This window comes from Vibrio sp. SSH13-20 (assembly GCF_040104475.1).
GTDB classification, from domain to species: Bacteria; Pseudomonadota; Gammaproteobacteria; order Enterobacterales; family Vibrionaceae; genus Vibrio; species Vibrio harveyi.
This window is the reverse complement of the sequence record NZ_JBECOU010000004.1, coordinates 482625-503437: the sequence shown is the minus strand read 5'-3', so window position 1 is coordinate 503437 and position 20813 is coordinate 482625. Positions and strand designations below refer to the sequence as shown.

15 protein-coding genes are annotated in these 20813 nt (G+C 45.4%); 11 read left to right on the top strand and 4 right to left on the bottom strand.

Annotation, left to right across the window (positions count from 1 at the left end; translation table 11 throughout):
* Nucleotides 1-4: 4 nt before the first annotated feature.
* The 4 genes from ABMY42_RS14330 (at nt 5) to ABMY42_RS14315 (ending at nt 5748) form a co-directional block, all read left to right on the top strand.
* Nucleotides 5-1918 (top strand): LapD/MoxY N-terminal periplasmic domain-containing protein, encoded by a 1914-nt coding sequence (locus tag ABMY42_RS14330; RefSeq protein ID WP_026000294.1) that lies wholly within the window; start codon nt 5-7, stop codon nt 1916-1918.
* 16 nt (nt 1919-1934) lie between these two features.
* A complete protein-coding gene (locus tag ABMY42_RS14325; protein ID WP_005450056.1) occupies nt 1935-4049 on the top strand; it encodes a type I secretion system permease/ATPase in 2115 nt (704 codons plus the stop codon).
* Between the two features lie 391 nt (nt 4050-4440).
* A complete protein-coding gene (locus ABMY42_RS14320; RefSeq protein WP_349266505.1) occupies nt 4441-5028 on the top strand; it encodes a mechanosensitive ion channel family protein in 588 nt (195 codons plus the stop codon).
* Nucleotides 5029-5163: 135 nt separating this feature from the next.
* Nucleotides 5164-5748 carry a flavodoxin family protein gene (locus tag ABMY42_RS14315; protein ID WP_009696515.1) on the top strand — a complete coding sequence of 195 codons (585 nt, stop codon included), beginning with the start codon at nt 5164-5166 and terminating at the stop codon, nt 5746-5748.
* 62 nt (nt 5749-5810) lie between these two features.
* Here the strand turns inward: ABMY42_RS14315 and ABMY42_RS14310 are convergent, their stop codons facing one another.
* Complete coding sequence (locus ABMY42_RS14310; protein WP_349266459.1) at nt 5811-7436, bottom strand: ABC transporter substrate-binding protein; 1626 nt, start codon at nt 7434-7436, stop codon at nt 5811-5813.
* Between the two features lie 171 nt (nt 7437-7607).
* Here ABMY42_RS14310 and mpaA point away from each other — a divergent pair, with 171 nt between their 5' ends.
* Complete coding sequence (gene mpaA / locus ABMY42_RS14305; RefSeq protein ID WP_349266458.1) at nt 7608-8318, top strand: murein tripeptide amidase MpaA; 711 nt, start codon at nt 7608-7610, stop codon at nt 8316-8318.
* A gap of 84 nt (nt 8319-8402) precedes the next feature.
* Here the strand turns inward: mpaA and ABMY42_RS14300 are convergent, their stop codons facing one another.
* On the bottom strand, nt 8403-8942 hold the full coding sequence (locus ABMY42_RS14300) for an outer membrane beta-barrel protein (RefSeq protein ID WP_005450047.1): 540 nt from the start codon (nt 8940-8942) through the stop codon (nt 8403-8405).
* Between the two features lie 155 nt (nt 8943-9097).
* Nucleotides 9098-9997, bottom strand: a complete 900-nt coding sequence (locus tag ABMY42_RS14295) for a LysR family transcriptional regulator (protein WP_047514647.1) — start codon at nt 9995-9997, stop codon at nt 9098-9100.
* A 92-nt stretch (nt 9998-10089) separates the two neighbouring features.
* Here ABMY42_RS14295 and ABMY42_RS14290 point away from each other — a divergent pair, with 92 nt between their 5' ends.
* The gene (locus tag ABMY42_RS14290; protein WP_017818304.1) at nt 10090-10743 is read left to right on the top strand and encodes a CatB-related O-acetyltransferase; all 654 of its coding nucleotides are present in this window, start codon (nt 10090-10092) and stop codon (nt 10741-10743) included.
* A gap of 75 nt (nt 10744-10818) precedes the next feature.
* Here ABMY42_RS14290 and ABMY42_RS14285 read toward each other — a convergent pair whose 3' ends face one another.
* On the bottom strand, nt 10819-12498 hold the full coding sequence (locus tag ABMY42_RS14285) for a FapA family protein (RefSeq protein WP_005450044.1): 1680 nt from the start codon (nt 12496-12498) through the stop codon (nt 10819-10821).
* A gap of 530 nt (nt 12499-13028) precedes the next feature.
* Here ABMY42_RS14285 and ABMY42_RS14280 point away from each other — a divergent pair.
* From ABMY42_RS14280 to ABMY42_RS14260, 5 genes are all read left to right on the top strand, one after another.
* Nucleotides 13029-13547: a sigma-70 family RNA polymerase sigma factor gene (locus ABMY42_RS14280; RefSeq protein ID WP_005450041.1), complete on the top strand. Its 519-nt coding sequence runs from the start codon at nt 13029-13031 to the stop codon at nt 13545-13547.
* A 1-nt stretch (nt 13548) separates the two neighbouring features.
* On the top strand, nt 13549-14487 hold the full coding sequence (locus ABMY42_RS14275) for a FecR family protein (protein WP_047514641.1): 939 nt from the start codon (nt 13549-13551) through the stop codon (nt 14485-14487).
* Between the two features lie 105 nt (nt 14488-14592).
* The gene (locus ABMY42_RS14270; RefSeq protein ID WP_349266504.1) at nt 14593-17685 is read left to right on the top strand and encodes a TonB-dependent receptor; all 3093 of its coding nucleotides are present in this window, start codon (nt 14593-14595) and stop codon (nt 17683-17685) included.
* A 179-nt stretch (nt 17686-17864) separates the two neighbouring features.
* Nucleotides 17865-19181 (top strand): PKD domain-containing protein, encoded by a 1317-nt coding sequence (locus ABMY42_RS14265; RefSeq protein ID WP_049535171.1) that lies wholly within the window; start codon nt 17865-17867, stop codon nt 19179-19181.
* Nucleotides 19182-19330: 149 nt separating this feature from the next.
* The gene (locus ABMY42_RS14260) at nt 19331-20743 is read left to right on the top strand and encodes a PKD domain-containing protein (protein ID WP_349266457.1); all 1413 of its coding nucleotides are present in this window, start codon (nt 19331-19333) and stop codon (nt 20741-20743) included.
* Nucleotides 20744-20813: the final 70 nt, after the last annotated feature.

Below are 20813 nucleotides of genomic sequence, written 5' to 3'. Positions count from 1 at the left end.
AAACATGACCCTATATAAGAAGCTTGTAGTGGGAATGGTTACGGTCTTTATACTCTTGATGGCATCAGTATTCGTAATCCAGTTCAACACTACTCGAGACAGCTTAGAGCAGCAGCAACGTTCAGAGGTCAACAACACCATTAACACCGTTGGTTTGGCACTGGCACCTTATTTAAAAGACAAGGATAAGGTGGCGGTAGAATCCGTGATTAATGCGTTGTTCGATGGCAGTACTTATTCTGTCGTACGTCTCACCGCGTTAGATTCGGATTACCAAATCGTACGCTCGTACCCAGTCAAACCAAGCCATGTTCCACAATGGTTCATCGACTTGAACTTGTTCAAAGCGATTCATGATAAACGCGTGGTAACCAGTGGTTGGATGCAACTTGCAGAAGTTGAAATCATCAGCCACCCAGGAGCTGCTTACGAGCAACTTTGGCAAGGCTTTATTCGCTTACTTACGGCATTTGGCATTATCTTCCTAGTGGGTCTGATTGCGATTTCTTACATTCTACGTCGCTCATTAAAACCGCTGGCTGCCATCGTGAAGAAAATGCACGAGATCGCCAACAACCAGTTTGGTGACCCACTAGCGCGTCCAAAAACCAAGGACCTAATTGCAGTGGTTGATGGCATCAACTCGATGTCAGCACAAATCGAACTGTCATTTAAAGAACAAGCCAAAGAAGCACAGCGTCTGCGTGCTCAAGCTTACCTAGACCCAATCTCCAAACTAGGTAACCGCTCGTTCTACATTAACCAAGTTGACCAATGGCTTGCAGAACAAACGCAAGGGGGTATCGCGCTACTCCATGCTGAATACATTGGCGATATTTACGAGACGAAAGACTATCAACGCGCTGATGCCCACGTGAAAGAGTTGTCTCAACGTCTGAAAAACACTATCGATGTACCAGGAGCGACCATTGCTCGTCTATCTAGCGACGAATTCGGTCTATTATTCCCACACATGGATGAGAGCGAACTGCGCATTCTAGCTGACAGTATCGTTAACTGTGTAAATGGTCTGAATACCGATCCTACCGGTCTTGCGAAACCAAAAGCATCACTGGGTGTTGCACACAGTAAAGATCAGAAAACGCGCACTGAAGTGCTATCGATGGTGGATAACGCCTTGTCGAAAGCGAAAGCGCAACCAGACAAAGCGTACGGCTTCGTTGGTGGTGAAAATACTTCTAACCTTATGGGTAAACAGCAATGGAAAGCGTTGGTTGAAGAAGCGATTCACAGCGATTGGATTAAATTCCGCTTCCAGTCTGCGAAAAATACTTGGGGTAAAGTGTTCCACAACGAGGTGTTCTCAAGCATCGAAAAAGATGGCGAGACTTACCGTGCAAACCAATACCTGTTTGCTCTTGAGCAGCTAGACGCAACCAACATCTTCGACCAATACGTCATTGAGTCGATGATTAAGATGTTAGAAAGCGGCGAGCTAAAAGAGCCAGTGGCCATCAACATCGCACAAAGCAGCTTGTCTCAACCATCGTTCATTCGTTGGACCACCAGCATGCTAGAGAAGCACCCGAAAGTAGCACCTATGCTCCACTTTGAGCTTCCAGAAGCGTGTTTCATTGACCATCCGCACCATACAGCCCTGCTGTGTAACGCGATTCGTCAAACTGGAGCAGAGTTCGGTGTTGATAACTATGGTCGTAACTTCCAGTCACTTGAGTACATTCAGGAATTCCGCCCGAATTACGTAAAACTGGATTACCTATTCACGCACAACTTGCACGACGAGAAGCAGAAGTTCACGCTGACTTCGATCTCACGTACTGCTCATAACTTGGGTATTACCACGATCGCATCTCGTGTTGAAACACAGATTCAGTTGGATTTCCTAACCGAACACTTTGTGGAAGTCTTCCAAGGCTTCATCGTCGACAAGGAATAAGAAAGGTATACCAAGGATGAAAGACCCTTTACTGAACTCGCTCATTTACGTTAGCCGATACTACGGACTAGCCAACTCACCGGAAGCCCTGATTAACGGTCTTCCGCTCTCTGATGGCAAGCTTACCCCGTTTCTGCTACCAAGAGCGGCGGAAAGGGCCGGATTGGTTGCCAAGGAAAACCGTGCAGATTTAGACAAGATCTCTAGCCTAATTCTGCCGGCTATCTTACTTCTTAAAGGTGGTGATTCTTGCGTTCTCAATAGCATTAACGTTGAGAAGCAAGAAGCTGAAATCACCACCCTAGAAAGCGGAATGGTGCCTATCTCCATTCCTCTAGAAGACCTACTTGAGCAGTACACTGGTCGCTATTTTTTAGTTAAAAAGCAATTCCGTTATGACGAGCGCTCTCCCGAAGTGCTCAAAACCAAAGAAGGTCACTGGTTCTGGTCAACCTTGTGGCAATCTAAACGCATCTACCGCGATGTGCTTATCGCTTCTCTCCTTATCAACATCTTTGCTATCGCTGCACCAATGTTCACTCGCTTGGTGTATGACAAAGTAGTACCAAACCTCGCATTTGAGACGCTATGGGTGTTGGCAAGCGGTATCTTTGTGGTGTTCTTGTTTGATTTCTTGCTCAAATCACTGCGTAACTACTTCATCGACGTGGCAGGTAAGAAATCCGACATCCTGATTTCCTCTAAGCTGTTTAGCAAAGTGATGGGCATCCGTATGGAATCCAAGCCGCCTTCTGTGGGTGCGTTTGCTCGCCACTTGCAAGAGTTTGAATCCATTCGTGAATTCTTTACCTCTGCCACGGTAAGTGCGTTGATTGACTTACCTTTCGCGATTCTCTTCCTGATTATCATCTGGTTAATGGCTGGCGACTTAGTATTCGTGCCTATGGTGGGCGTGGTGATTCTGATGATTCACTCCGCGTTGATCCAAGGTCCATTGCGCCGCTCGATTGAAGAAGGTTCACGTCTTGCTTCACAGAAATACGCTAACTTGATTGAGAGCCTATCTGGCTTAGAAACGGTGAAAATGCTGAGTGCACAAAGCCAATTCCAATACCGCTGGGAAGAAGCCGTTGCACACATGGCAAACTGGAACATCAAGAGCCGTCGTATCACCGACAGTATTCAAAATGCAGCAGGTTTTGTGCAGCAAAGTAGTAACGTCGGCATGATCATTTTAGGCGTGTACTTAATTGCGAATGGGGACCTCACCATGGGTGGTTTGATTGCTGCAACCATGCTAAGTGGTCGAGCGATTGGTCCTATGGTTCAGCTTTCTTTGCTTTCAACCCGATACAACCAAGCGAAGTCTTCGATGACCATCATTAATCAAGTGATGGAAATGCCAGACGAGCAAGAAGAAGGTAAACGCTACATTCACCGTCCTATCGTGCAAGGTAAGATTGAAATTGACCGAGTAACCTTCCATTACCCAGATGCACCAGTAGCATCGATTCGTGATTTGAGCCTAACCATCAATCCAGGTGAGAAAGTGGCGATCATCGGTCGTATTGGTTCGGGTAAAACCACGCTAGAACGCTTGATAATGGGTCTGTACAAGCCAACAGAAGGTCATGTGCGTATTGATGACACCGATATTGAACAGCTTCATCACGTGGACGTACGACGCAATATCGGCTGCGTACCGCAAGATTCGAATCTATTCTTCGGCTCGATTCGCGACAACATTACACTCGGTCGTCCACTAACCGATGATCGCGATGTATTAGATGCAGCAAACCGAGCGGGCGTCACAGCCTTTACTCAATCTGACCCAGCAGGTCTTGAGCGTCAGGTCGGTGAAGGCGGTGCGATGCTTTCAGGTGGTCAGCGTCAAGCGGTAACCATTGCGCGAGCGTTTTTAGGTCGCCCACCCGTGCTATTGATGGATGAGCCAACCAGTGCAATGGATAACCGTTCAGAAATGCACATCAAACATCAGTTAGCGCAGTTAAAACCAAGTGAGACGCTGATTTTGATTACACACAAAACCTCAATGCTCGACATTGTTGATCGCGTGATAGTCATGGAAAAAGGCAGCGTGATTGCAGATGGTCCGAAGGCGCAAGTGCTTAACGACTTGAAGCAAGGTAAGGTTCGCGCCGTCAGCTAGCACTAAACCGCACAAAAAATCAAAGCCCCGTTGAACTGAGTGTTTCGCGGGGCTTATTTATTGAAGGTGAGTAAACCAAAATAGCCAAACTCTTCGAGAAGTATCCAAACCAACACAAAGCCAACAATGGCGACAAGTCCCATGATAGCCCTTTCATCTTCTTCCACACATCCCTCCACTTTCCATAGCGCAATCAACTTGTCTAGATTAGCAGCAGCGAACACAACAAAGAGCAAGGTTCATTACGTCTCAATCCGGAACTGGGATAAAGGTCAAAATTTGTTCAACATAAATCTCATTCCGCAGTGAAAATAGTTAATTACTTGCGAGTCAAAATCGGCTATAACACGCGCCTTCTTAATATTCTCGAGTTGAAGAAATGAATCATTGGATGCATTTAGAGCAAATCAGTCAGTATTTCACGGCGGGCTCTATCGGTTATAAAGTGTTGATGGGCGTCATCATTGTGATCGCTTATCGCTTGCTAAAGAAGATCGCCAACCGCGCGATTCTGAATTTGGCAGAAGCTAAAGGCGTAAACAAAGCACGCTTGAGCTTTATTCAACGTTGCTTCAACGTCGCATTTTTGTTCCTGTTTGCTTCGCTATTCGCCATCGTGACCGGTATTGGTTATGGCGATGTGTCGCTATTCCTATCGTCTATCTTCGCGGTATTGGGGGTGGCTTTCATCGCTCAATGGTCGATTCTTAGTAACATCACGGCAAGCTTTCTGATCTTCTTTGTCTTCCCATATCGTGTCGGTGACCGAATTAAAGTCGTGGACAAAGACGAAGACATTAGCGGTGAGATTCAGGAAATCCGTATGTTCCATGTGTTGATCAAGCACGACAACGGCAACCTAATCACTTACCCGAACAACTTGATGCTACAAAAAGCGGTCTTAAAACTGGCAAAAGAAAAAGCCAAGCCAGAGGAGCCAAAAACCACCTCCCGCATTTATACCCGCAGAAAGAAATAGCCCACTAAAAAGCCGATGTTTCAACATCGGCTTTTTGTTTACTCGGTTTTTTTAAACACCTTCTTGACCTCAACCATGCTTGAGGTTTTAGCCTTATTCGCACGATTCAAGATCAACAATGAAAAAGGAACCATTGTGGCTAAAATTGCGATTATTTATTTCTCTAAAACCGACGTAACAGGTCAGCTTGCTCGCGCAATTGCTGCTGGCGCTGAACAACAGGGCATTGAACAGCAAGGTGGATTTGAAATTCTCTCTCACCGTATTCAAGGCAGTGAGATTATTGAGGGGCGTTTTGTGCACCCTAACCTAATGGATGAACTTGCTGAGTGTGATGCGATTATCTTTGGCTCTCCAACCTACATGGGCAGTGTGGCAGCACAGTTTAAAGCATTTGCCGATGCAAGCAGTGAATCTTGGTGTTACCAAAAATGGGCAGGGAAAATCGCAGCCGGCTTTACCAGTGGTGGGGCTATGAATGGTGACCAATCTTGCACATTGCAATACCTACAAACGCTCGCTAACCAACACGGCATGATGTGGGTCGGCTTGGACAAGATCAGCAATTCTGGTGAGCAAAACCTTAATCGCTACGGTGTGCAAGGTGGCATTGTTGCTCAAGGTGGTGAAGATGGTCAGTTATCTCTTTCTGATCTCGCGACAGCCGAATATCTTGGCAAACGAGTCGCAATGCTAGTCAACAAGCTCTCCACCCGCTAAGAGAAAAGAAGCCCCGCAAGACACCTCTTCGGGGCTAGATTTTAGCACTGGTTGGTTAGGTGCTATTTCTTGATATAGAGGTCTTTCGAGTAAATACGACCTTCTACGTTGTTTTTGGCAAAACCACCCACCGTAGGGCGAACCAAACGCGCTTGCATGTAATAGTAAATCGGCGCGATTGGCATATCCGTAGCTAATAGTTGCTCTGCTTGGTCATAGAAACCTTGGCGCGCTTTTTCATCGGTGGCAGCCAATGCACTGTTCATCGCGCTGTCATAGGCTTCACTACTGTAGCGAGCAAAGTTACCTGACGAGCCTGAGCGCAACAGACTCAAGAAAGTGGACGCTTCGTTGTAGTCTCCGCACCACGAGGCACGCATGACATCAAAATCCCCTTGCTTACGTGCGACCAGGTAAGATTTCCACTCTTGGTTTTCTAGCTCAACCTTGGCTCCCAAATTGTTCTTCAACATAGAAGCAATTGCCACTGCAATGGCTTTGTTGGACTCGCTGGTGTTGTACAGCAATTTGAAATCCAAAGGCTTATCGTCTCCGTACCCTGCTTCTTTCAACAGTTCACGCGCCTTTGCATCACGCTGTTTCTGTGTCCATGCGCTATATTCTGGCTGAGTTGCGTCAAAGCCCGCCGTGTATTGATGAGCAAATGTGTATGCAGGCAAGTTACCCACTTGAGTCACACCATCGGTGATCACATCACGCATGATGGAGTAAGACACAGCTTTACGAACTCGCTCATCATCAAACGGGGGACGAGTGGTATTAAACGCATAATAGTAAGTACAAAGCAGAGGCACCGCGGTATAAGCTTGTGCGTATTCTTTCTTCAGCTTTTGCGCCATGTGTGTAGGAACATCTGAAGTAATATCAACCTCGCCCACGGCATAGCGATTGATCGAGGCATTTTGGTTTTCAAACGGAATATAGGTTACCTGAGTGAGGTGAGCGTCTGCGCTATCCCAGTAGTTTGGGTTCTTCTTCAGTTCAATACGCTCATTCACCACCCACTTGTCTAGCACGAATGCACCATTGCCAACAAACTGCTTAGGATCACTCCACGGTTTATTGCTGCTCTCAACCGTTGCTTTGTGCACTGGCATCATGGAGGTATGCCCGGTCATTGCGACAAAATAAGGCACCTTGCTATCCAGCTCGAAACGTAGCGTGTGTTTATCGACAGCAGTCATACCGAGATCATCCAGCGGCTTCTTACCTTCCGCGACATCAGCAATGTTTTTGATCTTGGTGAGTTTGAGATACCAAACATTCGGTGATGCCGTTTTAGGATCCACAGCTCGGCGCAGCGAATAAACAAAGTCATCCGCTGTCACAGGATCGCCATTCGACCATTTCGCATCTTTACGCAGATGGAACACAAAAGTTTGGTTATCTTCCGTTTGCCAAGATTCTGCAACGCCGGGAACGATGTTGCCATCACGATCTTGGATGACTAAGCCTTCGAACAAATCGCGAATGATGTGCATCTCGGGTAAGCCTTCAGCCTTTGCCGGATCTAGTGTCGCTGCTTCGGCATCGTTTGCACGCACTAAATGTTGTTCAGATGCCAATTGCACGCCATCAGGTAGAGAGTCTGCAAACGCAGCTGCGGACAAAAATGGGGTCAATAAAGAGGAAATCACTAACGCTGTAGAATGCTTTTTAAAATCCATATCGTTCTTCGTTCTCCTAACACGTCTTTTGAAGCAAGTACCACAATTGATAATACAAGCATTGACGAACTTTAAGTGTTCGGTTTATACCCAAGTAATCTCAAAGTGCCAGTTTCAGCAACCATAACTTGAGTGATATCCAAATACTAATCGAACAATCAGGAGATTACGGTGAGTCTAATTCCAAGAACGGAAAGAGCGGCTTTTTTAATTTCGCCGATATCATATGGAAAATCGGTGTTGGGCGCGCCATTGCTGTACTTCCCTGCGCAAGTAGAAAGTAACTCCCGAGGTTTGATTTTAGCAGGCACACACGGTGATGAGACAGCGTCTATAGCAGGGCTATCTTGCGCGCTGAGAAGTTTGCCCGCTGAAGATTTAAAGCATGACGTTATTTTATCGATGAACCCAGACGCCAACCAGTTGGGTACACGAGCAAACGCCAATCAAGTCAACTTAAACCGTGCTTTCCCCACACAAAATTGGACAGAACACGGCACCGTCTTTCGTTGGAGTTCACACACACCCGTGAGGGATGTCAAAGTCAAAACAGGCAGCAAAAAATCGCTTGAACCCGAAGTCGACGCATTAATTAACCTGATTGAGAAACGCAATCCAAAGTTCGTGGTCTCTTTTCATGAACCCCTTGCGTTTGTTGATGATCCAGCCCATTCAGTGCTGGCGAAGTGGCTTGGAGAGCTGTTCAAGCTACCACTCGTCGATGACGTAGATTACGAAACTCCGGGATCATTCGGAACTTGGTGTAACGAGCGCGCATTGCCATGCATTACGGTTGAACTACCCGCGATCTCTGCTGATCTGACAATTGAACAGCACCTAGACGCATTTATCGCTCTACTGCAGCACCAACCAGACTTTTAATTTCTCATCAAGACGTCAGTTTGCTGTTGCATACGAATAATAGAGGGGGAACTGGGGACACAAAATGCATGTCCCCTATAAGAATTAGAACTTGTAGCCAACTAGAAGGTTAGAAGTTGTTGCATCGATACCAGCAAAATCTACAACTGAGATTTGAGCATCCAACGTAATTCCATTTTGGAACACGTAACCGCCTTGCACAGCGAAACCAGTCGAAGAGTCTGAGTCACTAACTGATGTGTATGCGTTGTACACTGTCGCTTCCGTATCAGTAGCAGCTAGACCACCCAAAATACGCCAACCGCTCATGCTCTCATAACCAACCATAAGGTTTGCTTGCGAAGCCTCTACATGCGCACCTAGATAGCCGATTGATGCACTGTCTTCAACGATGGTTGGAACATAAGAACCAGCGATCACAAGACCATTGTTAAAAGTGTACGAAACACCGAAAGATACACCGCTTTCCGTCGCCGCTGTAACATTATCAAGGGAAGTCATTGCGTAGCCAATATTTACACCAAAACCAGAGCGGTCGTATGAGGAGCCTTCAATTGTTTCTGCAGAAACAAAAGTTGAAGTAAAAATAGTAGCTAACGAAAGAGCAACAATTGAACGTGTCATATAATAAAAACCCAAATATGCGTGCGATGCACTGAAACGATATTCACAAAACGTGATATTTAAGGGGGGCGAATTATAGGCAACAAGTTGCTCCCTTCAACTAAACTCACTTATTGTTACCACAACATGTTGTTATTGAACAAAAAACCACCGAATCATCTATTGTTTTTAAAAAAATCAATAAATGCTCGTGTTCGTTTCGGTAGATGTTCACGTTTAGGGTAAAGCAGGTAGAGTGGAAGTATCGCTTTAGTGCGCCAATCGGGGAGTAAAGTGACAAGTTGCGCTCGCTCTTGGGGACTCAGTTTTTCTAGTGCAAACTCATCCAACATCGCGACTCCGCAACCAGCTACTGTCGCATCAAGCATCGATTGGACAAGATTAAAGCACAACACGCTGGATAACGTGACCTTAATGTCTTGTTGAGTTTGCTGATGATGAAAGTGCCATGTATCCAGATTCAATTCAGCATTGCGATAGGTAATGTGCTCTAAAAGATGCAAATCTTCTGGTGTGTTTGGTGATGGTTTTGTCGCTAGATACGCTTTGCTCGCGAATGGTTTACAGTGTAAAGAACGCAGATGGTGTCCGACATACCCTTCAGAGGGTGAGTCGGTAAAAAAGAACGCAAGATCAAACCCAGACTCGATCAAATCGAGCGGTGTTTCAGTGAAAATCACCTCAAACGTAACGTCGGGGAACTGCTGACGAAATGCAATTAATGAAGGGTTGAGTAACTCCGCACCAAATGAGGCAGAAGCAGCAATACGTAAATGCCCAGCAACCTTATCGGTCTCCATCACTTGTTCATTAATCTGTTCCACATTTTCCATTAAGCCTTTCACTTGGTGGTAGAAACGCTGTCCATCATAAGTAAGGTTAAATTGTCGCGTGGTGCGTTGGATAAGCTGAACAGAAAGTATCGCCTCCAACTGCCTAAGTTGACGACTCACATGAGCATTGGAACAGCGCAGCTTTTTAGCCGCACCAGCAATACTTTTCTCTTCGCACAGTGCAATGTAAATCGGTACGTAACTGAGCCAGTTTATTTCCATATAGTAATTATGAATCTCTAAAATCAATCTACTGGAAATAATAGAAAGGCTCTACACTGCGCACAACTTAAATTTTTGCATGGAGAATACAGATGAACGCTTTCGATACTTGGCTGAAAGGGCAAATCATTAAAGAACATGTCACCAACCCAAACATTGAAGTGGGTGAATACAGCTACTACTCCGGCTTTTACCATGGCAAAACTTTCGAAGATCAGGCTGTTCGTTATTTGATGGGCGACAGCGTGACACAACAAGAATGGCAAAACGGCGCATATGGCGAAGTCGATAAACTGATCATTGGGAAATTTTGTTCGATTGCCTCTGGTGCGACTTTTATGATGGCGGGTAATCAGGGACATCGTATTGATTGGATTTCCACCTTTCCCTTTTCCCCAGAAGAGTTTGGCAATGGGGTACAAAGCGGCTTTGAACGTGCCGGCGATACCATTATTGGCAACGATGTCTGGATTGGCAGTGAAGCCATGATAATGCCGGGCGTGACAATCGGTGATGGTGCAGTGATTGGTGCGCGTTCAGTGATCACTAAAAATGTCGAACCGTATTCCATTGTGGTTGGTAATAATCATGTGGTTCGCCTGCGCTTTGATGAAGAGGCGGTATCGATGCTACTAGAAATTCAGTGGTGGGATTGGTCAATTGAGCACATCAAACAAGCGATGAAAATCATGTGCAGTGGTGACGTCTTCGCATTAGGTGACTACTACCGTGAACACATCGCTTAACGACTTAGCATTGGGTCTGATTTGTTAAGGCAAAATGAAGCGAAAGCCCAGATAAATGGGCTTTCGTTCCTAAAGTTAAACAGCAGCCAGATCTTCTTCTTCCAAGGTTGCAGAGACTTTAATCTCGTATTGATTAAAGCTAAATACACAGCCGCCATGGGTACGTTTGGTGGTGACTTGCTCATCACCAAATTGAACCGTCACCCGAGTAAAGACTCGGTCAGTTGCTTCAACAATATTCTCTGCTAATGCGACTTCGAAATCTTGTTCAGTTTGCTCAAGCTTCTGCTTTACGTCTTCCAAACGAGTGTTATTTTGCGCCTTCAATACTTCTATCTGCGCTTGCTCTTCATCCGTGCGCTCTGCTTTAGGGCGTTTCTTAAACTCAAGTTCCTTTCGGATAACGTCCATGGTGCCTTCTTGCGCGGATTTATACTCGTCTTTTAGATTTGCAATACGTTCCTTAAAGACAGAATAATTTGCAAAGGCTTCAACCTTGGTCGCCGTATCTCCCTCTACACCCAATTGCGAACAGGAAACCTTACTGCCCACTTTTGCATCGCCGCCACTTAAAGTGCCGTTCTTGCCACTGGCATCAAGCACGATTAAATTGCGCCCACAAACAATGTCATTGTTCATGCTATGGACAGCAAGTTCTATGTCTTCACCAGATTGCAATTCACAATATTGGGCATAACTGGCACGAATCGATGTTTTGGTGCGCACATGGCAGCTTTTTGGCTGACCATCGCTCACTGTATGACCAATGATGCCCTTAGCAACTTGAATATCCCCTTCAGCTTGTACATCGGCAGATTCAATAAAACCACCCACTGTAATTGAGCCCGTCGCTTTCACTATCATGCCCGATTCGATGTTCCCGCCAATGATGACGTTACCTTTAAATTTCACGTGACCGGTGTTTACTCCGACACTATTGAGGCAAAGTGCATTGTCGACTTCGATGGTTTTTTCTTTGATCAGTGGTGTACCTGAAACAGATGCAAGCAGAAGGTTTGGATCGGACTTGCTGATTTCAGTGCCTTTACCGGGTTTAATTGGACTGTCTTTGCCCGCTTGTGGCGGAATAACGCGCCCTTGAACGGTGAAGCCCGGGATGCCTCTGGTCGCCGGAGTGCGGCGCATCACTTCATCCCCAATATCGACAGCGATGGTTTCACCTAAATTGCGTAGATCGATTTTGTCACTAGAGGATTGACCTTCTTTCGGCTTAAGGATGCGCTTAGTGATGTCTTTAACAAGTGGCGTGAAGATAGCGTCTTTGCCTTTAACAGGTTGCTTGCCAACCGCAACAGCTTGGGTGAAGGTTTCTCCGGGTTTTAGCTGTGTACTGACAACCAACACTTTTTTCAACGCAAGTTTATTGATGCCTTTGGAAACACGAGCATGCGCGAGTGCTTGAACAATTTCAGGACCTCTTAGTCCTCGTCCGCCATAAGCGCCCGTCACATTCATGCTGGCAAGCATGTCATTGTTGGAGAGTTCAACTTCCACCTGAGCGTTTTTGATCTGTGCAATCACGATCCCTTCATAGGCTTCTGATTTACGTTCACGCGCGCAATTAATGAATCGCACCACCTCAGTTTCATCGACAAACGCTTTGTCAGCTTCCATCATCTGAAGCTGCTCAGGCAATTCCTTTTGATTTAGCTCACCTCCGAGATCCACATCTCCCGGTAAGCGGGCAAAAACCTTTGTTTTATCTTCTGACCACTCCAGGCATATCTTCCACATAACCAATCCATCTGCTACCCATCACCACCTTCAGTCTAACCAAAATCATTTTCTGAACAAACCTCTCAATTCTAAGAATCAGGCTCACATCACTAAAGCATTAACAGGCTCAAAACTCAGGTATATAAAGCATTGAGCATAAAACTCATTTCAACAAAGCCATCTTAGACAAAATGCAATTTGGTTTAGAAAAGGTCATAAAATTGATTTACCTCCAGCCGTTTTCAAGCAAAGAAAATAACGAAAAGAGTTTTCTCAATACCGAATCAACTTCGACAATAGAATATTTCTTATATAGCTCAGAAAATCTTGTATACGGTCGTTTTCTTCTACCTGTCGCGCTGGCAACACCCTGGTTTATTCACATCTTTTTTTACTTTTAAAGTCATTGATTTAGTGACGATAGTCTTATCATTAATAATTTTTATAAATTTTTCCTCTGGAACCTATTTATTTTTCTGTTATATTCCGCCAACTGTCGTAATGATAATTATTATCACTACTATTGGTTAGGGAAGGAGTATCAAATCATGGCGGCTATCAGTTCAGCAAGCGCAGCTCGTATCGGTAACATGTACCAAGAGCACCACAGTTGGTTATCTGTATTTATTAAACGCCGTTTGGGGTGTCCTGAAGCAACTGCCGATTTAGTTCAAGACACTTATTTAAGACTCCTTACCCGAGGCAAATTACCTGAAGCGAAAGATTCGAGAAGATACCTTACTCATATCGCAAAAGGTTTGGTCATTGATCTTTACCGACGTCGTCGAATCGAAGCCGCTTACTTAGAACTCATCGAACAAGAACCTGTAGAAGTCGCTGGCTCTCCTGAAGACCAAGCTGTCGTTGTGCAAGCTCTGGTCGAAATTGATGCCCTTCTGCATCGTTTACCTCTTAAAGCTCGCCAAGCACTTTTGATGCGCCAATTGGAAGGCAAGAGCTATAAAGAAATCGCACTCGCACTCGACGTGTCAGTGTCTTCTGTCGAGAAATACGTAGCGAAAGCACTGCAGGGCTGCATGATGACCATGCTGAGTGAGAACGAATAACATGGAGCAAGTTTCTCGTGAATCCATCGAGCAAGCCTCTCTGTGGATGGCGCGCTTGTGGGCCGATGACGTAACACAACAAGACAGAGATGCCTTTGATAGCTGGAGAAGCGCCCACCCTGATAACGCTTATGCGTGGCAGCAGTTAGAAGAGCTGCAAAGAAAGTTTACTGGTATTCCAAACTCCCCGATCAGCCGCCAAGTGCTTGCTCCAAAACAGCGTGGTTTGAACCGCCGACAAGTCTTGATGCTTGGTGGCCTTTCTCTTGGCACGTTAAGTTTGATGATGTCTACTCATACCTCTCTTCCCAATGGTGCGGAGTACACTACAGCGACGGGTGAGGTGAAAGACATATTACTTTCTGATGGCACTCAAATGGCAATGAACACCGCCACCCGCGTATTTGTCGACTTTAACCAGCAAGAACGACGTTTACACCTGCTTGAAGGTGAGATTATGGTCACCAGTTCTCACCATCTCACCCCTTTCCATGTCACTACTCCGCAAGGTCGAGTCGTACCAATAGGCACCCGTTTCACCGTACAAAAACGAGACGACGATACGCTAGTTTCCGTTTATGAGGGCGAAGTAGCACTCTACCCTTTACTTGGTATGGGAGCACAGCACTTGCTTGCTGGTGAAAACGCCCACTTTACGCAACGTGAAACCTCGAACATACAAAAGAATCTCAGTGACGACGCCCTATGGTTAGAACAAAAAATCATGGCACAAGGGATGCCACTCACAGAGTTTATTACGGAGCTAAGTCGATACCGTCGCGGTATTCTCTCAGTCGATCCACAGTTGTCCTCTTTGAAGCTCACCGGGGTATTCTCGACAAAAAACGTCGACAAAACGCTTTTTAACATCAGCCAAATATTACCAATCGAAATCCGCTATCGGACACCAATGTGGGTCAGTGTGAAAGCAAAACCATAAAAAAATTTACGGGTTTAGACATCTCATTCGGTGTAAAGAGCAGTTAGTAGACCGATTAAGGAAAGCAAGGTGCCGCTCCCTCAACGACGCCAAATATTGGCGATAATGATTCAAGCCAATCTAGGATTAGCCTCTCTCATCACTCCTTTTGCCGCATGGGCAGAACAGTCAGTACAGTACGATATTCCACCAGGTAATCTTGACCATGTATTAAACCAGTTTGCGGTAGAGTCTGGTGTTGAGTTTTATCTCAATGCTTCACTTTCAGAAAACCTGCAAAGTCCTGGGTTAACAGGTAACTATGACCCCGAACAAGCATTGACATTGCTGCTGGCAAACACGGGATTGAATGCCGAGAAGCAGGCTGATGGTGTTTATCAACTTTCTCCTTCCTCTGAAATGACACTCGACGCAATTCAGGTAAGAACGAGTTTTGAAGATGCTTATTATCGCGATAGTGATGGTGAGATGGCGATCTATGACGCCGATGTTGCCAGTGCCTACATGGGCAAAGAAGAAATAGAACGCTTCAAAGGCGCAAGCGCTGCCGATCTGTTTACCGGAATGGCAAATACCTTTAGTGGTGAGGCTCGTAATGGCGGTGGAAGCATTGATCCTAATGTTCGTGGTGTACAAGGTTTTGGACGAGTCCCTGTCGTCATAGATGGCACAGAACAAGGCATTTCCGTTTATAACGGTTACCGAGGCGCTTCAAACCGAAACTACATTGATCCAAACTTGATTGGTGGTCTGAAAGTTTACAAAGGCGCACAGATCAGTTCGGACGTGAATACCTCTGTAGGGGGCGCAGTACAAGTCACGACATTGGAGCCACAAGACATTGTGCCTGAGGGTGATAATTTCGGTATGGAGTTCGTGGCGGAAAGCAGCAGCAACTCAGTAAAGCCCAACAAAGCTCGCTTGCATACAGGTAAACGGTGGCAAGATGTCCCAGTATACAATGAGTTAGGCGGCGTACCATTATATGACGACCCAGAAGTACGCTTTCAAACTAGAGATGATAAAGATGACAATCCGCTAAACGGTGAGGATACAGCTTATCGATTAGCTATTGCGGGCGTAAAACCAAAAATTGAATGGCTTGGCGCGTATGCATATCGTAATCGTGGTAACTACTACTCAGGCACAAATAAAACGGGTTTCTACTCCAAATCAAGAGATGGTAGCGGTAGCGAGATCGTTGCGGGCAGAAACCCATATTTGAAACCGGAACACATTGCATTGAGCCATATCCCTGGGCACGAAGTACCAAATACATCCTCTGAGATGGAATCGTTCCTATTAAAAACAACCATTAATTTTAGCGATTACTATAAGTTACAGCTGAATGCGCGCTATACAGAGAGTACTCACGGGGAAATCCTCGCGAGTCGTTCAGATTATCGAAACAGTGACGGTCTGCCTCAATGGCCGCTAGCGAATGCCAAGATGCAAGCTTACAGCATCAAGTTTCGAGCAAACCCAGAAAGCCGCTACATTGACCTCAGTACTAACCTATGGACAACGTTAACGGATTCCAGAAGCAATACTGGCTATGGCTTTCCCAATTTTGTGAACTTTCGTAGCGAGACACCAGATATCATCATCAACACCTCGACCGTCAATCGTGATGAAAACCGTTTTGGCTTTGATTTTAAGAACAAAATGCTATTGCTCGATAACTTGGATGTCACGGTTTCCGGCAGCTACATGAAGCATGAATTGACCCCAAAAGAAGGTTTGGAATACCTCATTGATTTCTACGGTGGTCCTGTGCGCTCGGGAGAAAGAGAAGAATATAACGGAGCCGCGGTCATCGAATGGCGTCCACTAGATGCCTTTATTATCAATGCTGGCGTGCGCTATATCAGTTATGAAGCCACCGACTTTTACATCGAGAATCGCATCAAAACGGGCAATAGCGACGATGTTGGTCTTAAAGAATACAAGAAAGATGGTTATCGTCTCGCATTTCAAACCATTGAAACTTACGCCCCTGAAGAAATCGCACAAAACGTCGCGAATGCTGAGCATGAAGTTCGTGCAACGTTCACAAAAAAGAACATAAACCGAGAAATCAATCGCCTGCAACATTTGATCACCACCGATCCCACCCAAGCTGATACTTACCGTGAAGAGTTAAAACTGCGTCAAAATGAGATCAACAACTTTGATTCACTGTTAACTGCAAAGTTAGAAGAGAAAACAACGGAAGCCAAAAACAAAACCAGTTTCGTTGAGGATCACCTAGTTGAATGGCGAACCAACAGTAAAAACGAACTGGATCTTGCTAACAACCCTTGTTTGATTGCCCAAAAGAAAGACAACTTTGTTGAAGGCAGCTGTAAAACCAAAGGACAAATTGATGGCAAGGACAACCGTAACCTCAGCTACAAGAACAGCGGCAGTGGTTGGATGCCCTCTCTTACCACAACATGGCTAATCAACGAAAACAGCCGTGCGTATGCTCGATATGCAGAGACACTGCGATTCCCAAGCTTATTTGAGAGTACCAGTGGATTTTCTGGTAACCCATCAGCATCAGTACCCCTTGAACCAGAGCGAGCGAAACTCTTCGAGGTCGCGTACATTCACTACTTTGAGAACGCAAGTGCAAAGCTCACTTACTTTGATCAAACGATTGATGATGTAATGGATCGCGATCGATCCAGTTTTTCATTTGCCAATCTGGATAGCCAACGCACCAGTGGTATTGAAATCAACGGTATGTTCGATAACCAACTGTACTTTGCCGATGCGTCATTGGCTTATAACTTCCGCAATGAGGTGTGTGACAAAAACTCTGCTGCTCAAGGCTTCGTCCCAGCTCTTGTCGATAAAACCACACCATCAACAGAAACGTGTGTTCGCGGTGGCTTCACAGCAGCAAGCTATCTGGCAGCACAAGCAGCACCAGAGTATTCGGGTAGCTTATTAGTCGGAGCAAGGTTCTTTAATCAAGCATTAGAAAGCGGGTTACGCACCAACTATGTTTCTGGCAGTCACGAAGATGAACAAATTAAACGAACCGATGTAACAACATTTGATGCTTACATTAAATATGCATTTAACGAACACCTATCAGCAGAGCTTATCGGAAGCAACATCACCGATGTTTATTATCTTGAAGCTGGATCGGTATCTGGGATGCCTGCACCAGGAAGAACGATAGGACTCAAGTTAAACGGACGCTTCTAAACCTTATGAACGCCCCTTAAAAAGAAAACGCCTCACCCGAGGCGTTTTCTTTTTTCATTTTATTTTTACGGATTTCCAATTGCTATTCGGTGTAGTGGATGAAACTTCATAAAGCCCAATATAGGCTTGGTGTCCCAAACACCACCAAGCCTATAGAACCGTATATTTAGGATGATTTAATGAAACCCAACATGAAATGGACGCTTCTTGCTATCACCATTCCTTCGCTTATCGCTTGTGGTGGTTCAGACTCAAACACTGCAGATTCACATAAAGCGCCTGTATCCGTTGTCTCTGGCTACGAAACAGCAAAAGTCGGAAACAGAATTCGTGTAGATGGACTGGGTAGCTACGGTGTAGACGCCAGTATCGCAACATACACTTGGTCTATCAGCAAAAAACCACAAGGCAGTAACGTCAAGTTAAATAACGTAAATGCGGTCTCTCCATACTTCACACCAGACGTGGCAGGAGACTACACCGTTCAGTTGGTAACAAACGATGGCAAAAAAGACAGTAGCGCACAATCGCTGACTATCACCGCAACAGAAGTAAATACCAACGTGGCGCCCGTTATTTATGCATCAGAAACCTACACGGCAGCGCTTGATCAAACCCTGAAATTAGACGCGAAAGCTTACGACGCTGATAATGATATGCTCAGCTACCAATGGGCTCTTAACTCAGCACCAAAAAACACCACGATGTCGTTGAGCAACGCAAGCACCAAACAAGCAACGCTAAAAGCAAACGTTGCAGGTGAATACAAACTAACTCTAACCGTCTCAGACGGTAAAGAAGAGACAACTAAAGAGATCACCATCAACTACTCTGCCGATAACGTAGCACCGGTTGCCATGGCAGGACGAGATACCACATTCGAATTGGGTGGAACCGCAACCTTAGACGCTAGCGCAAGCATTGATGGCAATGATTCAGGTATCACGTACCAGTGGGAATTTGTGTCCAAGCCTTCGGCAAGTACTGCAGAATTGTCGGATGCTACGTCAGCAAAACCAACATTCACCCCCGATGTCGAGGGTGATTATGCGCTTGCTCTAACCGTAAGTGATGGTGCTCTAAGCAGTGAAAAAGATTTTGTTCGAGTAACGGCATCGAAAGCAGGAACAAGCGACCTCGTATTGCACTTCAACGGTGAGAAAAAACAATGGCCGTTCGCAGAGGAGGTTACTCTGAATGAAGAAATTAAAGGTGAAGCGCCCAAATACGTACTCCTAGGGTCATTAACTCTTGAAGCCGTTGGACACGATTATGAGGTTCAGCAGATCTTTGCAATGGATGCAGTCAGCCTCACTCACGACGTTAAATTAAGCGGCATTGAAGATGGTAGCGTGCTACCTGTCGGCGATGAAATAGTTGTTAAGCTTTGGTCGGCGCCAACGCAAGGAAATACTGTTACATTGTCTTACGGTTTTATGATCAAAGATCAAACAGACTTTTATGCAGGTCTTGGCTACCACTTCCAAACAAACTGATCGTCCTGCACAACAATGACACATAAAAAAGCGCGGTCTCTCCGCGCTTTTTTACGGATATTCAAATCTCATTCGGTGTATCAGATAAAGCCTTTCTTTTACCGCGCCGCGTTATGGACCGCGCTTCTAATCAATTAGGATGAACTAAGATGAGTCTAAGCTCGAAATATACTCTCACACCATTGCTATTATTACTTCTTAATGGTTGTAATGGTGGCGGTGGGAATGATGCCTCTGAACCCCAAACGCCTAACAATCACCCCCCTATTGCGATAGCTGGGATCAATCAACATGTAAAGCTGAGTGAAAAAGTGGTGCATCTCGATGGCACGGGTAGCGTCGACTACGATCAAGACTCAATAGCCTTCTCTTGGAAAATGGTATCGAAACCCTTCAAGAGTAAGGCGGAGCTCATTAATCCAGAATCCAGAACTCCGCGCTTTGAACCAGACTTATTGGGCACTTACCTTGTAGAATTGGTGGTGAACGATGGCAAAACAGACAGCCGCCCTAACCAAGTAAAGATAGAAGTCATCAGGGAAGACGAAAATACACCACCAACGATTAAATTTACCAAAGATAAGTACACCGGTAACCTAACTCAGCAAATTAACCTAAACACAAGACCTCAAGATATTGATGGCGATAAATTGTCGTTTACATGGGAAGTGTTGTCCCACCCACAAGGCAGCAATTACTCTATAGCGAAATCGACTGTGTATGATTTCAACTCAATCAAGGCTGATACGGAGGGCAATTATGTGGTTAAAGTGACTGCATTCGATGGCTTTTCTGAAGCTTCCGCTACGACCACCGCTTCCTTTTTTTATAAAAATGTACCTCCACATGCGGAGGTAGATGGTTCAATGTTTTGGGTTCTTGATAACATGAGTGTCCCATTGAATGGCACACCCAGTGGTGATGCCAACGGCGATGTACTCACTTATGAATGGCACTTCACTAAAAAACCAAACGGCTCATCCGCCGTCATCGATGATCCTTATGCTGTGCTAACTTCATTTTCGCCAGATATCCCCGGGGATTACGTCGTCAGTTTAACCGTAAATGATGGCGAGTTTTCAGATAGCCATTCTGTGGGAGTTAGAGTAAGAGCGATTTCTGAATCCCAACCGCACACCAAACTCACACGCGGCTCAGATACCACTCCTTTGCGACTGCCTCACAAGCAAAATGACGTCATCGATAAAACATCCGATACGGGTCCTATTCCTAACTATTACACTCTCGATAGCTATACTTTTGAAGCAGTAGGAAAGCCAATCACCATTACTCTCGGAAAGTATACGCTTAGTAGTAGCAGCGACGATGTAACACCAAGGATATTAGTTGGCTCTCAAAGCTACTTTAGTAAAGACCTCCAAGATAACGATGTTATTATTGTTATCCCCGCTGGTGACAGCTTAACCTTCCAACTACAAAGTCCACCGACCAACGGCAAAGTGGCAAAAGCCTCAATGGGCTTCAGCTGGAGTCTTAACGGTCCTAATGACTTTAGTATGGTTGAAAGAATTTCCACAACGATTGAATTTACCAGCCGTTAAAACACAAGCAGCTATCAAAAACGCCCACAGTTGTGGGCGTTTTGTTTTTTATTCGCTAACAATTTAAAAA

What these genes read in the sequence shown, in the direction of transcription:
- ABMY42_RS14330 (WP_026000294.1), top strand. Translation starts at nt 5, where the DNA reads ATGACCCTATATAAGAAGCTTGTAGTGGGAATGGTTACGGTCTTTATA.
- ABMY42_RS14325 (WP_005450056.1), top strand. Translation starts at nt 1,935, where the DNA reads ATGAAAGACCCTTTACTGAACTCGCTCATTTACGTTAGCCGATACTAC.
- ABMY42_RS14320 (WP_349266505.1), top strand. Translation starts at nt 4,441, where the DNA reads ATGCATTTAGAGCAAATCAGTCAGTATTTCACGGCGGGCTCTATCGGT.
- ABMY42_RS14310 (WP_349266459.1), bottom strand. Translation starts at nt 7,436, where the DNA reads ATGGATTTTAAAAAGCATTCTACAGCGTTAGTGATTTCCTCTTTATTG.
- ABMY42_RS14300 (WP_005450047.1), bottom strand. Translation starts at nt 8,942, where the DNA reads ATGACACGTTCAATTGTTGCTCTTTCGTTAGCTACTATTTTTACTTCA.
- ABMY42_RS14295 (WP_047514647.1), bottom strand. Translation starts at nt 9,997, where the DNA reads ATGGAAATAAACTGGCTCAGTTACGTACCGATTTACATTGCACTGTGC.
- ABMY42_RS14290 (WP_017818304.1), top strand. Translation starts at nt 10,090, where the DNA reads ATGAACGCTTTCGATACTTGGCTGAAAGGGCAAATCATTAAAGAACAT.
- ABMY42_RS14285 (WP_005450044.1), bottom strand. Translation starts at nt 12,498, where the DNA reads ATGTGGAAGATATGCCTGGAGTGGTCAGAAGATAAAACAAAGGTTTTT.
- ABMY42_RS14280 (WP_005450041.1), top strand. Translation starts at nt 13,029, where the DNA reads ATGGCGGCTATCAGTTCAGCAAGCGCAGCTCGTATCGGTAACATGTAC.
- ABMY42_RS14275 (WP_047514641.1), top strand. Translation starts at nt 13,549, where the DNA reads ATGGAGCAAGTTTCTCGTGAATCCATCGAGCAAGCCTCTCTGTGGATG.
- ABMY42_RS14270 (WP_349266504.1), top strand. Translation starts at nt 14,593, where the DNA reads ATGATTCAAGCCAATCTAGGATTAGCCTCTCTCATCACTCCTTTTGCC.
- ABMY42_RS14265 (WP_049535171.1), top strand. Translation starts at nt 17,865, where the DNA reads ATGAAACCCAACATGAAATGGACGCTTCTTGCTATCACCATTCCTTCG.
- ABMY42_RS14260 (WP_349266457.1), top strand. Translation starts at nt 19,331, where the DNA reads ATGAGTCTAAGCTCGAAATATACTCTCACACCATTGCTATTATTACTT.